At 66.4% G+C, this 18767-nt stretch carries 29 protein-coding genes; 25 read left to right on the top strand and 4 right to left on the bottom strand.

What is annotated here, in order from left to right:
* Positions 1-885 (top strand): diaminopimelate epimerase, encoded by an 885-nt coding sequence (gene dapF, locus VF617_RS03840; protein ID WP_331013539.1) that lies wholly within the window; start codon positions 1-3, stop codon positions 883-885.
* Here the strand turns inward: dapF and VF617_RS03835 are convergent.
* Positions 878-1831, bottom strand: coding sequence for a glycoside hydrolase family 43 protein (locus VF617_RS03835; RefSeq protein WP_331013538.1), 954 nt, complete (start codon positions 1829-1831; stop codon positions 878-880). The genes dapF and VF617_RS03835 overlap by 8 nt on opposite strands.
* 84 nt (positions 1832-1915) lie before the next feature.
* Here VF617_RS03835 and VF617_RS03830 point away from each other — a divergent pair, with 84 nt between their 5' ends.
* Positions 1916-3256 (top strand): glycoside hydrolase family 27 protein, encoded by a 1341-nt coding sequence (locus VF617_RS03830; protein ID WP_331013537.1) that lies wholly within the window; start codon positions 1916-1918, stop codon positions 3254-3256.
* A 103-nt stretch (positions 3257-3359) separates the two neighbouring features.
* On the opposite strand, the gene VF617_RS16475 is transcribed toward VF617_RS03830, so the two are convergent.
* Complete coding sequence (locus VF617_RS16475) at positions 3360-4262, bottom strand: DNA (cytosine-5-)-methyltransferase (protein ID WP_349256343.1); 903 nt, start codon at positions 4260-4262, stop codon at positions 3360-3362.
* Positions 4263-4451: 189 nt separating this feature from the next.
* Between VF617_RS16475 and VF617_RS03820 the strand changes: the two genes are divergently transcribed.
* The 13 genes from VF617_RS03820 (at position 4452) to VF617_RS03760 (ending at position 12655) form a co-directional block, all read left to right on the top strand.
* Positions 4452-5453, top strand: coding sequence for a hypothetical protein (locus VF617_RS03820; RefSeq protein ID WP_331013535.1), 1002 nt, complete (start codon positions 4452-4454; stop codon positions 5451-5453).
* 8 nt (positions 5454-5461) lie between these two features.
* Positions 5462-5872 (top strand): DNA mismatch endonuclease Vsr, encoded by a 411-nt coding sequence (locus VF617_RS03815; RefSeq protein ID WP_331013534.1) that lies wholly within the window; start codon positions 5462-5464, stop codon positions 5870-5872.
* Positions 5873-5960: 88 nt separating this feature from the next.
* A complete protein-coding gene (locus VF617_RS03810; RefSeq protein WP_331013533.1) occupies positions 5961-6101 on the top strand; it encodes a hypothetical protein in 141 nt (46 codons plus the stop codon).
* A 461-nt stretch (positions 6102-6562) separates the two neighbouring features.
* Entirely contained in the window at positions 6563-6700 is a 138-nt protein-coding gene (locus VF617_RS03805) for a hypothetical protein (protein ID WP_331013532.1), read from the top strand.
* A gap of 44 nt (positions 6701-6744) precedes the next feature.
* The gene (locus tag VF617_RS03800) at positions 6745-7179 is read left to right on the top strand and encodes a hypothetical protein (protein ID WP_331013531.1); all 435 of its coding nucleotides are present in this window, start codon (positions 6745-6747) and stop codon (positions 7177-7179) included.
* Entirely contained in the window at positions 7176-8513 is a 1338-nt protein-coding gene (locus VF617_RS03795) for a DNA-packaging protein (protein ID WP_414713943.1), read from the top strand. Before VF617_RS03800 ends, VF617_RS03795 begins: the two co-directional genes overlap by 4 nt.
* 54 nt (positions 8514-8567) lie before the next feature.
* Positions 8568-9068: a hypothetical protein gene (locus tag VF617_RS03790; protein ID WP_331013530.1), complete on the top strand. Its 501-nt coding sequence runs from the start codon at positions 8568-8570 to the stop codon at positions 9066-9068.
* Between the two features lie 56 nt (positions 9069-9124).
* Positions 9125-9526 (top strand): BLUF domain-containing protein, encoded by a 402-nt coding sequence (locus tag VF617_RS03785; RefSeq protein ID WP_331013529.1) that lies wholly within the window; start codon positions 9125-9127, stop codon positions 9524-9526.
* Positions 9527-9554: 28 nt separating this feature from the next.
* On the top strand, positions 9555-10226 hold the full coding sequence (locus VF617_RS03780) for a spermidine synthase (RefSeq protein WP_331013528.1): 672 nt from the start codon (positions 9555-9557) through the stop codon (positions 10224-10226).
* 152 nt (positions 10227-10378) lie between these two features.
* Entirely contained in the window at positions 10379-11494 is a 1116-nt protein-coding gene (locus VF617_RS03775) for a phage portal protein (protein WP_331013527.1), read from the top strand.
* Between the two features lie 20 nt (positions 11495-11514).
* Positions 11515-11823, top strand: coding sequence for a DUF6127 family protein (locus VF617_RS03770; RefSeq protein WP_331013526.1), 309 nt, complete (start codon positions 11515-11517; stop codon positions 11821-11823).
* Complete coding sequence (locus tag VF617_RS03765; protein ID WP_331013525.1) at positions 11820-12248, top strand: HK97 family phage prohead protease; 429 nt, start codon at positions 11820-11822, stop codon at positions 12246-12248. The genes VF617_RS03770 and VF617_RS03765 overlap by 4 nt, the downstream gene beginning before the upstream one ends.
* A gap of 56 nt (positions 12249-12304) precedes the next feature.
* Positions 12305-12655: a YdeI/OmpD-associated family protein gene (locus tag VF617_RS03760; protein ID WP_331013524.1), complete on the top strand. Its 351-nt coding sequence runs from the start codon at positions 12305-12307 to the stop codon at positions 12653-12655.
* A gap of 44 nt (positions 12656-12699) precedes the next feature.
* Here VF617_RS03760 and VF617_RS03755 read toward each other — a convergent pair whose 3' ends face one another.
* Positions 12700-13278 carry a hypothetical protein gene (locus tag VF617_RS03755; RefSeq protein ID WP_331013523.1) on the bottom strand — a complete coding sequence of 193 codons (579 nt, stop codon included), beginning with the start codon at positions 13276-13278 and terminating at the stop codon, positions 12700-12702.
* Positions 13275-13859, bottom strand: a complete 585-nt coding sequence (locus tag VF617_RS03750) for a hypothetical protein (RefSeq protein ID WP_331013522.1) — start codon at positions 13857-13859, stop codon at positions 13275-13277. The genes VF617_RS03755 and VF617_RS03750 overlap by 4 nt, the downstream gene beginning before the upstream one ends.
* Positions 13860-14110: 251 nt before the next feature.
* Here VF617_RS03750 and VF617_RS03745 point away from each other — a divergent pair, with 251 nt between their 5' ends.
* The 10 genes from VF617_RS03745 to VF617_RS03700 all read left to right on the top strand — a co-directional run bounded on the left by VF617_RS03745 (position 14111) and on the right by VF617_RS03700 (position 18756).
* Positions 14111-15169 carry a phage major capsid protein gene (locus VF617_RS03745; protein WP_331013708.1) on the top strand — a complete coding sequence of 353 codons (1059 nt, stop codon included), beginning with the start codon at positions 14111-14113 and terminating at the stop codon, positions 15167-15169.
* A 136-nt stretch (positions 15170-15305) separates the two neighbouring features.
* On the top strand, positions 15306-15572 hold the full coding sequence (locus VF617_RS03740; RefSeq protein WP_331013521.1) for a spike base protein, RCAP_Rcc01079 family: 267 nt from the start codon (positions 15306-15308) through the stop codon (positions 15570-15572).
* Entirely contained in the window at positions 15572-16114 is a 543-nt protein-coding gene (locus tag VF617_RS03735; protein WP_331013520.1) for a hypothetical protein, read from the top strand. The genes VF617_RS03740 and VF617_RS03735 overlap by 1 nt, the downstream gene beginning before the upstream one ends.
* Positions 16115-16129: 15 nt before the next feature.
* The gene (locus VF617_RS03730) at positions 16130-16645 is read left to right on the top strand and encodes a head-tail connector protein (protein ID WP_331013519.1); all 516 of its coding nucleotides are present in this window, start codon (positions 16130-16132) and stop codon (positions 16643-16645) included.
* Positions 16642-16836: a hypothetical protein gene (locus VF617_RS03725; RefSeq protein ID WP_331013518.1), complete on the top strand. Its 195-nt coding sequence runs from the start codon at positions 16642-16644 to the stop codon at positions 16834-16836. The genes VF617_RS03730 and VF617_RS03725 overlap by 4 nt, the downstream gene beginning before the upstream one ends.
* Positions 16833-17234, top strand: coding sequence for a DUF3168 domain-containing protein (locus tag VF617_RS03720; protein ID WP_331013707.1), 402 nt, complete (start codon positions 16833-16835; stop codon positions 17232-17234). The genes VF617_RS03725 and VF617_RS03720 overlap by 4 nt, the downstream gene beginning before the upstream one ends.
* Positions 17234-17641 (top strand): phage major tail protein, TP901-1 family, encoded by a 408-nt coding sequence (locus VF617_RS03715; RefSeq protein WP_331013517.1) that lies wholly within the window; start codon positions 17234-17236, stop codon positions 17639-17641. Before VF617_RS03720 ends, VF617_RS03715 begins: the two co-directional genes overlap by 1 nt.
* Positions 17642-17712: 71 nt before the next feature.
* Positions 17713-18006 (top strand): gene transfer agent family protein, encoded by a 294-nt coding sequence (locus VF617_RS03710; RefSeq protein ID WP_331013516.1) that lies wholly within the window; start codon positions 17713-17715, stop codon positions 18004-18006.
* Positions 18003-18200 carry a phage tail assembly chaperone gene (locus tag VF617_RS03705; protein ID WP_331013515.1) on the top strand — a complete coding sequence of 66 codons (198 nt, stop codon included), beginning with the start codon at positions 18003-18005 and terminating at the stop codon, positions 18198-18200. Before VF617_RS03710 ends, VF617_RS03705 begins: the two co-directional genes overlap by 4 nt.
* Entirely contained in the window at positions 18193-18756 is a 564-nt protein-coding gene (locus VF617_RS03700) for a tail tape measure protein (RefSeq protein ID WP_331013514.1), read from the top strand. The genes VF617_RS03705 and VF617_RS03700 overlap by 8 nt, the downstream gene beginning before the upstream one ends.
* Positions 18757-18767 lie beyond the last annotated feature (11 nt).

The raw sequence follows: 18767 nt of genomic DNA, 5'->3' as shown, positions 1-18767 counted from the left end.
ATGCGGATCGCCTTCACCAAATGCCACGGATCGGGGAATGATTTCTCGCTTGTCGATGCCCGTGCGATTCAGCTGAGCGATGCGGAATGGGCGGCGGCGGCGCGCATGCTTGCCGATCGTGACGGCCCGGTCGGGGGTGACGGGATTCTCCTTTTAATACAAGGGGATAGAGAGAATCAATTCGGGATGCGGATGTTCAATTCGGATGGTTCGGAGGCGGAGACTTGCCTGAACGGACTGCGCTGCGTCGCGCGGGCAGGATTCGAGGCGCTGGGGATCGACTCAGCGCGCGTGAAATTGCGGACCAGCAGCGCCGAGGTGGCGAAGGCGGAGGCGCTGGCGGAGGGCGTTTATACGGTGCGGACGCGCGTGGGCCCGGCGGGGCGCGACATCGGGCTGGCCGGCCCGCTTTCCGAACTGCCGAGCGGGCGCGAATTCACCGCGGTCTCGATGCCGAACCCCCATCTGGTGAGCTTTGTCGACCAGGTGGACGAAGAGGAGCTGGTGGCGCTGGGCCGCTGGTGCGAAGCCGCGCCGGCATTGCTGCCCGCGCGGGCGAATGTCTCGTTTGTCGAAATGCGCGGCCCAGACTTGTTCGTGCGCACGTTCGAGCGCGGCGTGGGGCTGACCAATGCATGCGGCAGCGCGATGGCGGCTTCGGTATTCGCGGCGGGGCTGACCGGGCGGCTGCCCTGGGAGCGCGAGACAAGGGTCTTCAACAAGGGCGGGCTGGTGCGGGGGAGCGCGGGCGCGGACGGCATGGTGACGATCCTCGGCAATGCGACCTTCGAATATGACGGCGCGATCGAAACGGATGGCTCAGGCCTCGAAGTGACGAAGCGGCGGCCGCACGAGATTACCGTATGGGAAGCTGCGATCAGCTAAGCCCGGCAATCAGCTCCAAAGGGGCGCGGACGATCGTGCCGTGGCGCGCGCCGGCGGGGACCGAGATCAGCGGCGTGGCGTCCTCCCAGATTTTCAGATCGCGCGAGCGCGCCGCCCCCCATTTTCCCTCGCGATATTCGTCGTAAAACACGTAGGTCCACTCGCCGATCGTGATCCCCGCTGGCCCCTCTACCCAATCGGGAGTGAAGGGGAGCGACAGGCCAGTGAACGGCCCGGTGGGCGATGCCGCGCGGGCGATCCGCAGGTGCTTTTTCGGCGGATTCACCGTCTCGTCCTTGACGATCAGGTGCAGGCCCAGCCCGGGACGATCGATGAAAGTCGCGTCGATGACGCTGAAGCCCGGATCCCAGAACAGCCTGGGCTCCGAGATCTCCACGAAATCGCGCGTCGTCACATGCCAGAGGCGGTGATTATAGCCGCTCTCGGACGCGCCCGCGGTCTCCGCGAAGCGGCCGGTGACGGTGCTCGACCAGAAGATCACGAAGTGGCGCGCGCGCGCATCCCAGATCATCTCGGGCGCCCATACGTTGCGCGTGCCGGGCACCGACGCCATCACTGGGATCGCCCGTTGCGGCGACCAGTGCAGCAGATCGTGGCTGGTGGCGTGGCCGAGCGTCACGCCTTCCCAGGCGGTGGTCCACAGCAGATGCCAGGGATCGCCGGGGGCGGGACCCTTTATCAGGAATGGATCGCGCATCAGCTTGCTCTCGCCGACTTGCGGCTTGAGGACGATCTCGCCGCCCTTGACGGGCGAGAAGCGCAGGCCACCCATGCTCATGGCGAGGCGCAGGCCGGGGCTGATATCCTTGCCGCCGGCGAAATAGCTGAGGATGTAGCCGGTGCTGCTACCCGCGGCGCGCGGCGCACAGGCCCCGGCGAAGGCGGCGACCCCCAAAGCGGCAATGGCGTCCCGGCGTGTCAGCATGACCGTCTCTCCCGATCTCTGTCAGCTTGTGCCGACTATCCAGGCGATTAATAGTATAAATAGTCGCAGTGAGGGAGAGGGATGATGAGGGTGCAACGCCGGACACTGCTGGGGATAAGCGCGGCGCTGCCGATTGCGGGCATGACAGGGGCCGTGCCGGTGGCGGCCAAGGGGCCGATCCTCGCGGAAAGGCCGCCGATGGGCTGGAACAGCTTCAATAGCTTCGCAACCAATATCGTCGAGGCGGAAGCGCTGGAGACGGCGGCGATCATGGCGCGCGAACTGCTGCCCTTTGGCTACGACACCTTCACGATCGACCATCAATGGTATGAGCCCAAGGCGATTGGCTATGACGTGCGGCCCAAGGGCAATCCGACGCTCGACGCTCATGGCAGGCTGATCCCCGCCCCTGCCCGCTTTCCATCGAGCGCGGGCAGCGGCAGCTTCAAGCCGCTGGCGGATGCGATCCACAAGCTTGGGCTGCGCTTCGGGCTGCACCTGATGCGCGGCATCCCGCGGCTGGCGGTGGAGCGGAACCTGCCGATCCTGGGCACCCGGCTGCGCGCGCGGGACATTGCCGACACCAGCAGCATCTGCAGCTGGAACCAGGATATGTATGGCGTGGATATGCGGCGGCCGGGCGCGCAGGCTTATTATGACGGCGTGTTCGCGCTGTTTGCCGAATGGGGAGTCGACTTCGTCAAGATGGACGACATGAGCCGGCCTTATGACGCGCACGCGGCGGAGATCGAGGCGGCGGCGCTGGCGATCCGGCGGAGCGGACGGCCGATGGTGCTGAGCCTGTCGCCGGGCGAGACGCCGGTGATCCGCGCGGAGCATGTGCGCAAGCATGCCCAGATGTGGCGGATCAGCGACGATTTCTGGGACGAATGGCCGCTGCTAGAGGCGCAGTTCGTCCGTTTCGAAAACTGGAATCCGCATCGCCGGCCCGGCGGCTGGCCAGATGGCGACATGCTGCCGCTGGGCCGGCTGCGGCTGGGCGCGCGTGACACGCGCTTCACCCCCGACGAGCAGCGCACGCTGATGACGCTGTGGGCGATCACCCGATCGCCGCTGATCATGGGCGGCGATTTGCGGAGGCTGGACGCGGCGACGCTGGCGCTGCTGACCAACCGCGAAGTGATCGCAGTCAACCAGGCGAGCAGCGGCAACCAGCCGCATTTCGTCGAGGATTATACGCGGGTGTGGTCTGCACGTGCGCCGGGCGGTGGGCGCTATGTGGCGCTGTTCAACACCGGCAAGGGTGCGCGGGACGTGGGGGTGGAGCTATCGGTGCTGGGGCTGGCGGGGCGGGCGCGGGTGCGGGTGCGGGATTTGTGGGTGGGGGCGGATGATGGCGTGGCGACCGGGCGGCTGGTGCGGAGCCTGCCTTCGCATGGGGCGGGGTTGTATTGGGTGGGGTGAGGCGGGGGATTCCAAAGTTAGCAACCGGGTTGCTCCCCTTGTGCGCGCACTGCGCGGACGCTTATTCCACGGCAGCGTTTGCGAACGCTGCCGCCGCCGTCAATTAGGCGCGAAGGCTGTGACGAAGGGTATCGCGATCCTGCCGTTGCATCACTTCCTGAAGGCGGCGACCTACCCATTCCGCAACTGGCGGCGTTACCGCATTGCCTACAGCGTGATAGCGAAGGCTGTCGATCCGATCCGATTGCTTCGCATCGAACCCGTTCGGCTTCGTCCAGTCATCGGGAAAGCCTTGCACCCGCTCAACTTCATTCGGCGTGAAGCGGCGCACGCGCCCTTCAGGATACCAAACGTAATTTCGCGACCAATCCGTTCCCGTATGCCGAGCGGATTCGGCATAGATGCAATGGGCGACGCTCTTTACGAGGGGTCCTTTGCCAGTATCTCCAAGGATTGTCTGAAAGATGGAGGAAGGTTTCTCCCCATCCGATCGACCCTTCTTAGAATTCCAGTCGCCGCATTCTGGCTCAAAAAGTACTTCTCCTGCACTTCCTGCGTCTCGATGCATGGCAACAATGTAGACTCGACGGCGCTGTTGGGGGACTCCGAAGTCTTTACTGTTAAGCACACGCCACGCGACGCCATACCCGAGTTCGTCCAGCGCCTTGAGTACGATGGCGAAGTCGCGTCCTCCGTGGCTAGAGAGAAGGCCGTGCACGTTTTCGAGGATAATTGCTCTTGGAAGACGTCCTCCAACGAGTCGCATAAAGTCGTGAAAGAGGCCAGATTGGTTCCCTCGAAGCCCAGATCGCGGCCCCATTCGAGCAAGCGAGAGGTCTTGGCAGGGGAATCCTGCCGCCCAGATATCAGCTTCAGGGATATCTGCGTCATCTAACTTCCTAATATCAGAATCTAGTGGGAGTTCAGGCCAATGCTGCCGTAAGATATCACGGCAAAACGGCTTAACCTCGCATTGGAACCTCACCTCGAAGCCAGCTCGTTCCAAGCCGAGGTCAAGGCCACCAATGCCTGAAAAGAACGAGGCGACGGTGTAGGACAGAACTCGAACCCCTAGAACGAAATGCGAACACTTGCGTAAACAGCACCCCGCACCGTGTCAACGCGGGGCCAGAACGAGAATCGCATATTCCGAAGCCCGCTGCTAGCTTGAATTCGAAGATGGAGAGGTCGAACGATGGAGAGTATTTCGGTCCGGTGGCGACCGTCGGGCGGACGCGGCGAGTTCGAATACGTCCCTGCGGACAGCCTCGCGGACCGGGAAATCAACGTGCTGTTCGAGGCGTTGAACCTCACCATCCCGGCTGAAGTGCGTGGCGTGAATGTGCAGCCGCAGGGCAAGCCGCGCTTGCGCAAGTTTGACAAGAACAACCGTAAGAAGCTTCACCTGCCGCAGCTCGTGATGGCGGTCGCGCGGCTCCCCGAACCTCGGCGCGAAGATCACCACACACCGCTTGTATTCCCTCTCGAAAACAAGTCGTTCGTGATGGATGCGATGGACTTTGACGTTATCGATGATGACGGCATCACCGTGACGCTTGCCCCTTTGCGCGTTTCTATTCTCCACACGGACTTCAAGGTTGATCTACAGGATCGCTTTGCCGCAATCGCCGCCGATATTGCGGAAGCGGACAAGGTGGCGAGCAACTATCCGGAGATCGCTGCCGCAATCGCTACTCATGCGCACCAGATCATGGCCGGCGTGAACAGTAGTGAAATTCGCAAGGCGGCGGATGCCTACATCGCAGTGCAGGCGGAGCATTTCGGCATGACGAATGCCGGATCGGCAACAAACCTTATCCACTTCGAAAGCTTGCCCGCAACGGACCTAGAGGAAGAAATCACCGGCAAAGAGGGCCGGATTCTCACTCGCGTTCATGCCTACAAGGAGCGGGACCGTAAGTTCGCGGCCCGTGCCAAAAAGTACTACAAAACGAAGAACGGCGGTAAGCTTTGGTGTATCGCGTGCGACCTGAAGCCGGAAACGCTGTATGATGATCGGGGCGAACGATGCATCGAAGCGCATCATAAGATTCCGATTGAGGAACTTCAACCGGATAGCATCGTGCATGTGGACGATATGGCGATGGTCTGTGCTAGCTGCCATCGCGTGATCCACAGTCAGAAGCCATGCCTTACTATTGAAGAGGTTCGTGCGCTTAGGTTTCTAGCTGCGTAAGGTGTTCGATGGACTCGATATCGCCCGAACGGCGTTCGGCGAACATGCGGCAGATCAAAAGCCGCGACACAAAGCCGGAAATGGTAGTGCGCAGGACCGCCCATCGGCTCGGCTATCGCTATCGCCTCCATAGGAAGGACCTACCGGGGAAGCCCGACCTGGTGTTCCCGGGACGGTCGAAGATCATTTTCGTGCACGGATGCTTCTGGCATCAGCATGCCGAAGACCATTGCCGTCATGGGCGGCCGCCCAGATCGAATCTTGGCTATTGGAGGCCGAAGCTGGCGCGGAATGTCGCGAGGGATGCCGATGCGACCAAACGTCTAGCCGAACTCGGCTGGTGCGTTCTCACTTTATGGGAATGTGAAGTACGTGATGATGCCGAGCTAGCGCAAAAGCTTCGCGAATTCCTCGACTAATAAATGACGGGTGCGGGAACAAGCAGGGAACATAAAACTGTGACGCACGTTAACCGGGCGTTGGCTCCTGACCAGCGGGAGAAGATCGATGCCTGACAAGAAAACTTCGCCCAAGGCCGCCAAGGCCGCTTCGAAAACGCTGAGCGATGGCCGCACCGCCAAGGATTCCAAGACGGCGGCGGGATCGGCGCTGAGCCAGAAGGAAGGCTCCAAAAAGAAGAAGAAGTGATGCGCCGCGGCAAAGCAGTTGCTGGGACGTCCATGCCCCCGGCATGGACTGCCGAGTGCGGGGCACTGGCGCCAGCAACTCGTCGGTCGTGGTTCCACCACGCCGGCCGGCATTCGGCTGGTCCTCGCCAGAAGCTGCGCGTTATTCTCGGGCCTCATGATAACCAAATAGGCACAAAACACTTGACATTGTTACGCTGATCAGGTACCACTTAGGCACGCTGAAGAATTGCGAGTCGGAAACGGCGCCGCGGCAAAGCCGCGTCGGTCGTGGCGATGCCACGCCGGCCGGCATTCGGCTGGTCCGTGCCTAGCGGCGCTAGGCTTGGGCCTCATGCGAAGAATTGCGAGTCGGGGCCGGGGGCCGCGACTACGACAGCATCAAAATCACAACAGACGGGACGGGACGCGCCGCGGCAAAGCAGTTGCTGGAACGCCCATGCCCCCGGCATGGACTGCCGAGTGCGGGGCACTCGGCACCAGCAACTCGTCGTCGTGGCGTGGGTCACGCCGGCCGGCATTCGGCTGGTCCTTGTCCAGCGCTGGGCGCTGGCCTCGGGCCTCATGCGTGCGCCGGCCCTTTCGCATTTGGGGGAGTGACGGATTTGGCGAAGCGGAGCGGGGAAGCGAAGGATAAGGGGCCGGTGCGGTCGACGCCGGGGTATCAATGGACCGAGGCAAAGCGCGAGGCGTTTCTGGTGCTGCTGGCGCAGAGTTGCAACGTCGCGGCGTCGTGCCGGGCGGTGGGGATGCAGACGCCTTCGCTTTACCGGCTGCGGCGGCTCGACGCGGGGTTTGCGGCCGAGTGGCGCACCGCGCTGCTCGCCGGATATGACCGGCTGGAGGAGCAATTGCTGCGGATCGCCGGCGGCGCGACCGAGGGAGGCGCGGGCGATGCGCCGGCGTTCGATCCCGAACTGGCGATGCGCATGCTCGACCGGCACCGGCGCGCCCGGGAGAAGGATCAAGGCGGACGCGGCGGGCCGCTGACGCGGGCGACGCGGGCAGAAGCCGAGGCGGCGCTGCATGCCAAGCTCGACATATTGGCGCGCCGGCGCACGCGAAAGGCGAAGGCATGATGCGGCGGCGGCCGGGAAGCGCGCTCAAGCGGCTGGCGCGCGAACCGCGCAGCGTGCGCGTGCGCCTCGTACGGCAGATGCCGGCGGGGCATTTGCGTACGCTCAACGAGTGGTGGGAATTCTGGGCGCATGAAGGGCAATTATGGCCCAAGGGCGATTGGCGGATCTGGCTGATCCAGGCGGGGCGCGGCTTTGGCAAGACCCGCGCGGGCGCCGAATGGGTGAGCCGGATCGCGCGCGAGCGGCCCAAGGCGCGGATCGCGCTGGTCGGGGCGAATTTCGACGAGGCGCGGCGCGTGATGGTGGAGGGGCCGGCCGGGCTGCTGGCCATGGCGCGCGACGGCGAGCGCCCGCGCTGGCTGAAGAAGGCGGGCGAACTGCATTTTGACTCGGGCGCGATCGCCACGGTCTTTTCGGCGGAAGCGCCCGACGGATTGCGCGGGCCCGAGCATGATGCGGCCTGGTGCGACGAATTGGGCAAATGGCGTGGAGGCCCGCTGGCGCGCGGCGAGCTGGCCTGGGACAATCTGATGATGGGGCTGCGCAGCGGGCGGGCCCAAGTGGTGGTGACGACGACGCCGCGCACGACACAGCTCATGCAGCGGGTGAAGGCGATGCAAGGCGTGCGCGAGACACGCGGGCGGACGCTCGATAATCCGCATCTTCCGGCGAGTTTCATCGACGCGATGGTGGCCGAATATGGCGGGACGCGCAAAGGACGGCAGGAGCTGGACGGCGAGCTGCTCGACGATATCGTCGGCGCGCTGTGGAGCCGGGAGCTGATCGAGGCGCGGCGCGTGAAGGCCGCGCCGGAGCTGGTGCGCGTGGTGATCGGCGTCGATCCGCCGGGGGGAAGCGCGACGCCGGGCGGTGGGGACGCCTGCGGAATCGTCGCGGTGGGTCTGGGGCGCGACGGGCATGGCTATGTGATCGAGGATGCGAGCGTGCACGGCGCTTCGCCCGAGGGCTGGGCGCGCGCGGTGGCGGCTTGCGCCGCGCGCCACGGGGCCGATCGCGTGGTGGCCGAAAAAAACCAGGGCGGTTCGATGGTGGAGAGCGTGCTGCGCGCGGCGGAGGCCGGGCTGCCCGTCAGGCTGGTGCATGCCAGCCGGGGGAAGAGCGCGCGGGCCGAGCCGGTGGCGATGCTCTATGAAGCGGGCAAAGCCTGGCATGCGGGCATTTTCCCCGAGCTGGAGGACGAGCTTTGCGGGCTGCAGGCGGGCGGCGGCTATGAAGGACCGGGGCGCTCGCCGGACCGCGCGGACGCATGCGTGTGGGCGCTGACCGAGCTGATGCTGTCGCGGCGCGGGCGGGCGGCGGTGAGAAGTCTTTGATGAGGTTGCCGCACCAGCGGGCTGGTGCGTCCCAAACCAGATAGGAGAAGGACGATGCTGAAATGGCCTTTGGCCGTGCGCGCCGATGCGCGCCACGGCCTGGCGGCGCTGTGCGCGTTGCTGGGCGGCGGATTGCTGACCATGATGGGGATGATGACGAGCAGCTGCGCCGGGCTGGGCGCGAGCCAGGTGCTGAGCGCGGGCTATGCCGCCGCGCTGGCGACGCAGGACCGCAACGCCGACGGCGCGCTCGACCGCGGCGAAGTGGCCGGAATGGTCGAGCGCGCCTTCCCTCCCGAGCGGCGGACGGGGCAGGGCTGGACGACGCTCAGGGCCTGGCTGATCGCAGGCTATATGGAGCAGGACCGCGACGGCGACGGGCGGCTGACGCTGGGCGAATTGCTCAAAGGCGGATCGCGGGCCTGCGCCGACCTGAACGGCGACGGGATGCTCTCCGAAATCGAAGTCGCGGCGAGCATCGGGCGGTGCCCCACCGGGATGCTGCCCGCCCCCGAGCCCGAGATGGCGCGGAGCAATGCGGCGGGGGAATATTGATCCGCGCCCGCGGGCGCTCTAGCCTGTCGCCCAATCGCCGCAGGGACGAGGGCCAAGTGCGTCAGCTTCTATATATCAGTTCCAGCACGCTTCCCGGCAACGCGGCGGATATCGAAGGGATATTGGCGCAATCGCGGCACCATAATGCGATCGAGGGGATCACCGGACTGCTGTGGTCCGACGGCAAGCATTTTCTCCAGGTGCTGGAGGGGACCAGCGAAAGCGTTGGCGAGACGTTCGGCCGGATCCTGTCGGACCACCGCCACAGCGCGATCGTCGTGCTGCACGACCGGCAAATCGCGGATCGCGAGTTCGGAAGCTGGGCAATGGTGCACCGGAATGCGAGCGATCCGCCCGACGCGCATGACGCCCGGGCGCGGCGCATGCTGAAGAATGCATCCGAGCCGCTGCGCGATACCTTCCTGGCGCTGGTGGCGGGCGGAGAGATCACGCGATGAGCGGCGCCCCAGCCCATGGCGCGCGAAAGTGACGCCACGCGAACTGATCGATACGGCCCGAGTGCCAGGCGGCGACGAGGAGCTGCGGCTGTTTCGCCGCGGCAAGGATTTCATGATCGTGCTCGACCGCAACGAGCTGATGAACAGCCGGATGAGCGGTTCGGAGGAAGCGCTGGCGGAGATGACGCTGGAACGGCTTGCCGGCGATGCGCCGCGCGTGCTGATCGGTGGATACGGCATGGGCTTCACGCTGCGGGCGGCACTGGCCCGCACCGGGGCGGACGCAGTGCTGGTCGTGGTCGAGCTGGTGCCCAAGATCGTGGAGTGGGCGCGCGGACCGATGGCGGAGCTTACGGCAGAGTGCCTGGACGATCCGCGGGTGCGGCTGATGGAAGGCGATGTCGCGGCGTCCATCGGCGCGGCGCGCGAGGAATATGACGCGATCCTGCTCGACGTGGACAATGGCCCGGACGGGCTGACGCGGCTGGCCAACGATCGGCTCTATACGATGACGGGGCTGGGCACCGCGCTGCGCGCGCTCAAGCCCGGCGGCGTGCTGGCGGTGTGGTCGGCGGGGCCGGACCAGCGCTTTTCACGGCGGATGCGCGACGCGGGGTTCGAGGTGGAGGAAGTCGCGGTGCGGGCGCGCTCGAACGGCAAGGGGCCCCGGCACGTGATCTGGTTCGGGCGCAAGCTTTAGGGATCGAGCTCCCCTCCCTGGAAGGGAGGGGTCGGGGGTGAGTCTCGTCTCGGCGTACCGCATCCTCCGGTTGGCTGGCACCGTATCGCGTGCATCGACCCACCCCCAGCCCCTCCTTCCAGGGAGGGGCGTAGAAGTTTTGGGAGATCAGCATGAAATGGTTCGGACGAAAGTCCGCGCGCGCCAATGGCATTTGGGGCGTGCGGCTGCCGCTGGCGCGCGCCGGCATGGCGACGGCGGGCGACTGGCCGCAAAGCTATGAGGCGCAGGTGCGCGAGGCTTATTGCCGCAATCCGGTGGCGCAGCGCGCGGTGAGGCTGGTGGCGGAGGGCGTAAGCGGGGCGCCGCTGTCGGCATCCGATCCGGCGCTGGCGGCGCTGGTGACCGCGCGATCGGGCGGGCAGGTTTTGATCGAGACGGTGGCGGCGCATCTGCTGCTGCACGGCAATGCCTATGTCGAATTGCTGTGCGACGATGCCGGGCGCGTGACCGAATTGTTCGCGCTGCGGCCCGAGCGCGTGACCGTGGAGCCGGACGCCAATGGCTGGCCGGTGGCGTATCGATACCGGGTTCGCGGGCATGTTTCGCGGCTGGCTTCGGAGGATGGCGCTGGGCGAGCGGCGGTCGCGCATATCCGCGCCTTCAATCCGCTCGACGATCATTACGGGCTCGGCTGCCTGGGGGCGGCGGCGGGCGCGGTGGCGGTGCACAATGCGGCGGCCAGATGGAACAAGGCGCTGCTCGACAATGCGGCGCGGCCGAGCGGGGCGCTGATCTATGACACGGGCGACGGCGCGGCGCTTTCGGGCGAGCAATTCGAGCGACTGAAGCGCGAAATGGAAGCGGGCTTCCAGGGCGCGGGCAATGCGGGGCGGCCGATGCTGCTGGAGGGCGGGCTGAAATGGCAGGCGATGAGCCTCTCGCCCGCGGACATGGATTTCGTGGGGCTGAAGGCGGCGGCGGCGCGCGAAATCGCGCTCGCATTCGGCGTGCCGCCGATGCTGATGGGGCTGCCCGGAGACAATAGCTACGCCAATTACCGCGAGGCCAACCGGGCGCTCTGGCGGCTCGCGATATTGCCGCTGGCGGAGAATATCCTGGGCGGGCTGCGCCAGGCGCTCGCGCCCTGGTTTCCGGACGCGAGCCTGGCGATCGACGTGGATCGGGTAACTGCGCTGGCCGAGGACCGCGAGAGGCTTTGGCGACAGGTCAGCGGGGCGGATTTCCTGACGCCCGAAGAGAAGCGAGAGATGGTGGGACTTTCTTGATTGGCCGCCAGGAGGACAAAATGAGCGAGGAAATGGTGCTGGCGCAGATGATGGGGCAGGCCGAGCAAGCGGGCGCGGACCTCACGACGCTGCGCGCGATCGCTGAGGAAGCGGGCGAACTGGGCGCGCGACGGGCGCTGGAGAAGCTGGGGCTAGGGGATACCGGCGCCAGCAAGGACATGGGCGAATTGCGCGAACTGCTAGGGGCCTGGCGCGACGCCAAGCGATCGGCGCTCAAGGCGGCGTTCGCCTGGGGCGGGCGGATGCTGGCGGCGCTGGTGCTGGTGGGGCTGGCGGTGAAGCTGGGGTTTCCGGGCTGGCTGAAATGATCCTTCGACAGGCTCAGGATGAGCGGAGGCTTCGACAAGCTCAGGATGAGCGGGTGCGCTTCGCGGGCTATGCGGCGGTGTTCGACGCAGTGGACCGGGGTGGAGATGTGGTTCGGCGAGGGGCGTTTCGAGTGGCGGGGAAGGTGCCCTTGCTGTGGCAGCATGCGGGCGCGCCGGTGGGGGAAATCGAGTGGCTGGGCGAGGATTCGCGCGGGCTTAGGGTGATCGGGCGAGTCGAGGATGCCAAGCTGGCGGGGCTGGTGCGCGCGGGCGCGGTGAACGGGCTTTCGTTCGGCTATCGGGTGCGCGAGGCGCGGCGGGGCAGGGTGCGCGAGATCAGGCAGCTGGAGCTGATGGAAGTCAGCCTGGTGACGAGCCCGATGCAGCCGCTGGCGCGGGTGCATGCAACGGCCAGGGCGCCATGATCGGGCCGCGCGGAGATGGGCCATGTCTGTTGTCGCGCCATCATGGGCATTGCGCTATGAACGGTGCTGGCGAGAGGCAATGCCTGGAGTCTGGTGGCAAATCCTTTTCCCATGGCACGGTTCACGAGGCAGGGGACGATCTTCAAGCGGTAGTTCGATCGGATCCCCGAATCCTTGCGCTGTGGGAAAGCCTGACGCCGCTGGGCCGGAACGAATTCATCTGCTGGATCGATGACGCGAAACAGCCGGCGACGCGTCAACGCCGCATTACACGAACCTGCGAGGAACTGTTGGAGGGCAAGAAGCGGCCCTGCTGCTGGGCGGGCTGCATCCACCGAACCGACAAGGCGCCGAGCCGATGGCAACAGGCGGTCCTGATCGACGGGAAGCGAAAGAGCGGTTCGTAACGGAATGCGGCGAAGGTGGCGACGCCGCTGCATGCGCTGGCGGATCAGCCGAAGAACGGACGCACGATGTAGCTGACGAAATAGAAGGTCAGGACGGAGGCGGCGGCGGCATGATCGAGCCACCGGCGGCGCGAGAGCAGGAGCATTGCATAGCTGGCGAACAACCAGAAATTGCGCAGGGCATAGGCGGTCAGCTCCGCCGGATCGGATGCGCGATGGCCCTGAACCATCGCAGTGATCTCGGTGATCATCAGCAACAGATTGGCGGCCAGGAGCAGGCCGACGATCCAGGGGCGGCGGCGATCGAAATAGCTGTCGAGATCGGGCCAGTCGTCGAGGTGGCGAGGGACCATGACGACGCCGAGCACGAAATAAACGAGGCCGACCAGCATGGGCACGGCGAATTGCGGCATATTGATCCCGATGCCCCTGAGCGACATCCAGGCATCGATGAAGGTGGCCATGATCTCGATCAGCGCGATGACGCCGACCAGCGGAAGGATGATCCCGAGCCGCGGCGGAGCACGCTCGCGCAGGATGCTGGCGAAGCCGCCGAACAGCTCGGCGGTCGCCAGGCCGAGCAGCAGGCCGTAGAAGGTCATGAAGAATTCGAACTGGCTCATGAGGTGAGCCACGCGAAGAGGCCGAACAGCGACAGGCCGCTGTTGCCGTAGGTGCTGAGGTAGACCAGGATCAGCCCGCCAAGGGAGATCGCGACCGCCAGGCGTGGGCGAAGCAGCATCCCTGCGGTCATGAGGCTGAGCGCCACCAGATTGACCAGCGCGTAGGGCAGCAGAAACTGCGCGGGCACTCGGCTGCTCTCGTTTACCATGATGAGCAGGTTCGCGGCGAACAACAGCCCGAGCGTCCAGCGGCGGTTGCGATAGGTATATTCGTCGAGATCGGGCCATTCCGACGGGTCTTTCGGTACGACGAGCGTGCTGGCGGCAAAGACGCAGACGCCGATCGCCGTCGGCACCGCGAGCGCGATCATGTCGATCTCGATCGTCTTGAGGCTCATCCAGGCATCGATGAAGAGCGCGAGCAATTGAACGAACATCAGCACGCCCATTAGCGGCGTGAGCAGGCCGAGCCTGGGTCGCGCGCGGTGGCGCAGCAGTCCGGAGAAGCCGAGCAGCAGCTCCGCCACGGCGATGCCGATCAGCAGGCTGTAGAAGGTCATGAAGAATTCGAACTGGGTCATGCGGGCGTCCCCATCATGGCGGGCGCGGCGCCGGAGTAAATCCGACGCCGTCGGACCTCGCTGACGCGAGGCCGGCCGGCCTCGTCCGCGACGCGGGCCAGCTGCGCTGCCCCGCTGACTTCGGTGAAGAATTCGAACTGAGACATGCGCCGGGCCCCCGAAGGGGTCAGAATAAGGCCGGCTTTTCAACGTGCAACCAGGGGTTTCGCCGCGGCGAGGCCCCTTTCCTTTTCGTGAGCGGGAGAATGAGCATGATCGAAGTGAAGGCAGACAGTCTCGAGGCGAGCTTCGAGGCGGTGGAGCGGGCCGGGTTGCCGGCGGCGCGGCCTATGCTGATGGGCGGGCGGCCGGTGGCGAGCGCGGCGTTCGAGACGTTCGTGCGCTCAGGGAGCGGCGCGCTGGAGATGAAGGCGCTTTCCGGAGCCAGCGATGCGGCGGGCGGCTATGCGGTGCCCGAGGAGATCGACGCGCTGATCGACGCGACACTGAAGAGCATCTCGCCCATTCGCGCGATCTCCAACGTCGTGAAGGTCGGATCGTCGGGCTATCGCAAGCTGGTGACCAGCGGCGGCTTTGCTTCGGGCTGGGCGGCCGAGACCGGCGCGCGGGCCGAGACGGCGACGCCGACCTTCAACGAAGTCGCGCCGCCCTCGGGCGAGCTCTTCGCCAATCCGGCGGCGAGCCAGGCGATGCTCGACGATGCGGCTTTCCAGGTCGAGGATTGGCTGGCGGGCGAGATCGCGCGCGAATTCGCCGCGGCCGAGGGCACCGCGTTCGTCAACGGCAACGGGACCAACAAGCCCCTGGGCTTCCTCCAGGCGACGACTTCGTCCTCGGGCGATGCGGCGCGGGCGTTCGGGCAGCTGCAATATGTGGCGAGCGGGGCGGCGGGCGCGTTTGCCGCGAACCCAGAGGAGAAATTGATCGATCTCGTCCAGACACTGCGCGCGCCCTATCGCCAGGGCGCGAGCTGGGTGATGAATTCATCGACGCTGGCGAAGATCCGCAAGTTCAAGACCAGCGACGGGGCGTTCCTGTGGGCGCCTTCGCTCAGCCTGGGCCAGCCGGCGACCTTGCTCGGCTATCCGGTGGTCGAGGCGGAGGACATGCCGGACGTGGCCGCCAATTCGCTGTCGATCGCATTCGGCAATTTCAAGGCGGGCTATCTGATCGCCGAGCGCGGCGAGACGCAGATCCTGCGCGATCCCTATTCGAACAAGCCCTTCGTCCACTTCTACGCGACCAAGCGCGTGGGCGGGATGGTGAGCAATTCGGAGGCGATCAAGCTGCTCAAGTTCGCGGCTTCGTAAGGAGAGAATGATCACGCGGAGGCGCGGAGACGCGGAGAAGAAGGGGCCGTCGGGGGCACCGCTAATCTCTGCCTCCGCGCCTCCGCGTGAAATCCAGCTTCATTCTGAAAAGCCGCTTCGCGGCAGGGGACAGAAAATGGCAGATCAATTTTCCAACGCCGCCGATCGCGTGTCGGCGCCGGCGACGCGGGGCGTGGCGGTGACGCCGCATGACGGCAATGCGCTGACCGATATTCCCAAGGCATTGTTTATCGGCACCGGCGGCATCGTGACCGCGCGCGGCGTGAACGCATCCGCGGACACAATATTCAAGAACGTGCCGAGCGGATCGGTGCTGCCGTTCCGCGCCAGCCATGTGCGCGCGACCGGCACCACCGCCACCGATATCGTGGCGCTCTACTGATGGTCGCGATCGTCGATGCGCAATCGACGGCGGTCACCGCGCTGGGGGACGGCAGCTACCGGATCGACAAGACCGCCGGATCGGCGGCTTTCGACGCATCGGCGGTGTCGGCGGCGGCGATCGCGGGCGATTGCGTGCTCCGCGTGCGTGACCTGAGCGCGCCGAACAGCCTGTTCTTCGGGCTCTCGATCGAGCCTGGCGAAGGCTTGGGATTCGGGCAGATGGACTATTCGGCGCACCTCTATGGCGGCGATTTATACGTGTACGAACGCGGCGTGTATGTGCCGACGCCGAGCACGCACGCCGGCACGGCGTGGATCGTCCGATCGGGAAGCGTGCTGACCTATCTGATCGGCGACCATCCCGCGACCGCGCTGGTGGCGCGCAGCGTGAGCGGCGTGACAGCGCCCTTGTGGTTCGACAGCTCGATTTCCAAGGAGGAGGGCGCGATCGAAGTGCGCTTCGAGCCGCCGGGAAGCTGGTGCGAGCCGCCGTTCAGGGCGCCACAGGCGCTCGAAATGACCTTCGGCTCCAATTTCTGACCTGGGAGAGGCGCGATGACGCTGGACGACGCCAAGGCCTATCTGCGCCTTGAAGGGACAAGCGAGGACGCCTTGATCGAGCGGCTGGTCGCGACCGCCACCGGCCTGTGCGAAGCCTATCTGGGACAGGCGCTGGTGGCGCGCGAGATGCAGGACATGCTGCCGGCGAGCGGGGCTTGGCAGCGGCTGGGCACAGGGCCGGTGCACGCGATCACCGCAGTGGAAGGCGTGCCCGCCGAGGGCGCGGCCTTCGCGCTGTCGCCCGACGCCTACGCCATCGACGTGGATGCCGCCGGCGACGGCTGGGTGCGCGTGATGCGCCCAGGCGCGGCCGGGCGGGTGCGAGTGACCTATGAGGCGGGGATGGCGGCGGATACGGGAGCCGTTCCCGCGCCGATCGGCCAGGGCGTAACCCGGCTCGTCGAATATCTCTATGCCGACCGCGACGGGCGCGACGGGCCGCCGGCGGCGGTGGCGGCGCTATGGCGGCCGTATCGGCGCGTGCGGCTGGCGCCGGAGCGCCGCGCGTGACTCGGCTTGAGCGAATCGGGCGGCGCGTGCAGGCGCGAGCCGCGGCACGGGCGGGTGCGGCGATCGAGGCGCTGCTGCCCGATGCGCGAGTCTCCACCGGCGAAAGCGGCGTTACGATCGAAGGCCGCGGAATGCGGCGGCGCTGGCTGAGCGATGCACGGCTGCGATGGATTTCGGAGTGGCTGCGATGAACGCCGAAGGAGCGGTTCGCGAAGCCGTGGCGGCGGCATTGCGCGGCGACACGGCGCTGATGGCGGGACTCAATGGCGTGTTCGACGGGCCGGCGGTGCGCGCCAGCCCGCCTTATGCCGAGCTGGGCGACACCCTGGCGAGCGATTGGGGCACCAAGGACCGGCGCGGGCGCGAAGTGCGGATCGCAGTGATGCTGCGCGATCATGCCGAGCGGGCGGCGCGGCTGGGGGAGCTGGCGGGCATGGCGGGCGCGGCGATCGAAGCGATGCCTCGCGCGCTCGACGGATGGCGGATTGCCAGCCTGGCGCATTTGCGCAGCCGGATGGCGGGCCAAGGTCCGGGCAAATGGATGGCGGTGATCGAATATCGTGTGCGAATTCTGGAAGGAGACGAGTGATGGCGGCGGAAAAGGGTAGTGCGTTCCTGCTCAAGGTCGGGAACGGGGCGACGCCCGTGGTCTATGCCACAGTGGCGGGCCTGAGGACCACGCAGTTGAGCGTCAATGGCGAGGCCGTGGCGATCACCAGCAAGGATTCGGGCGGGTGGCGCGAGCTGCTTTCCGGAGCCGGCGTGCGATCGGTCAGCGTGAGCGGCGCGGGGGTGTTCACCGGATCGGCGGCGGAGGCGCGGGTGAAGGCCAATGCGCTTTCCGGCGTGCTCGACGATTACCGGCTGAGCTTCGAGAGCGGCGATACGATGACGGGCAAGTTCCTGGTCACGCGGCTGGATTATGCCGGGGATTTCAATGGCGAGCGCAGCTATACGCTGAGCCTGGAGAGTTCGGGCGCGGTGGTGAGCTCGTGAGCGCTGGCGCTGGTCTCGGTGAGACTTCCACCCACCCCCAGCCCCTCCCTGGAAGGGAGGGGAGCAATCCCATGCGAGGCGAGGCGGAGCTGCGCGTGGGCGGCGAGACCCTGGTGCTGCGGCCGAGCTTTCAGGCGCTGGTGGCGGCCGAAGCCGAAGTGGGGCCTTTGTTCGCTTGCGTGGAGCGCGCGGCGGACGGGCGGCTTTCCTTGTCCGAAATGGTCGCCCTGTTCTGGCATTGCCTGAAGGAGCGGCCGGAGGGGCTGACGCGCGACAGCTTTGCCGATGCGGTGGCGACGCGCGGGCTGGCGGCGAACATGCCGGCGCTCAAGATCCTGATCGGCCAGATTCTGGCGGGGCGATGATTTCCTTCGCCGAGGCCGCCGCGAAACTGGCGGGCGCGGCGGGGCTGATGTTCGGCTGGGCCCCCGAGCAATTCTGGCGCGCGACGCCGGCCGAACTGGGCGCGCTGATCGATGCGCTGAAGGGGGAGGCCGGAGCGGACGCCGTGGACGCGGCGACGCTAAAACGGCTCAAGGAGCAATTTCCCGATGGATGAAGAAATCGAGCGGCTGATCGTATCGGTGCGCGCCGACACGGCGGGCTTTGCGCGCGACGTGGCCGAGATGCGCGGCAGCCTGGAAGGGCCGATGGAAGCGGGCGCGAACCGCGCGGGCCGCGCGATCGAAGGCGCGCTGCTTCGCGCGGTGCGCACCGGCAAGCTTGGCTTCGACGATCTCGGCAAAGTGGCGCTGAGCGTGATGAACGAGATCGCGCGCGCGGCGATGCAAAGCGGAGGCCAGCCGGGTGGGGGCCAGCCGGGCGGGTTCGGCGCGGTGCTGGCCGGGGCCGTGGCCGGGCTGTTCGGCGCGCCGGGCCGCGCGACGGGCGGCCCGGTGAGCCCGATGCGGCCCTATTGGGTGGGCGAGCGAGGGCCGGAATTGTTCGTGCCGACGAGCGCGGGGCAGGTGGCGGTTCCTAGTGGCGGGGGTGCGCGCGACGTGCGCGTGTCGATCATCGTGAATGCGGGTGCGGGGGATGCACCGCGAGCGCTGGCGCAATCGAGCCGGCAAGTGGCGCGCGCGGTGAAGGCGGTGCTGGCGGGGGTGGAGTAACTAAAAGCCCC

It is taken from the genome of Sphingomonas sp., assembly GCF_036388215.1.
GTDB lineage: Bacteria > Pseudomonadota > Alphaproteobacteria > Sphingomonadales > Sphingomonadaceae > Sphingomonas.
The sequence above is the reverse complement of the archived record's forward strand: the minus strand, read 5'-3'. Positions and strand labels throughout refer to the sequence as shown.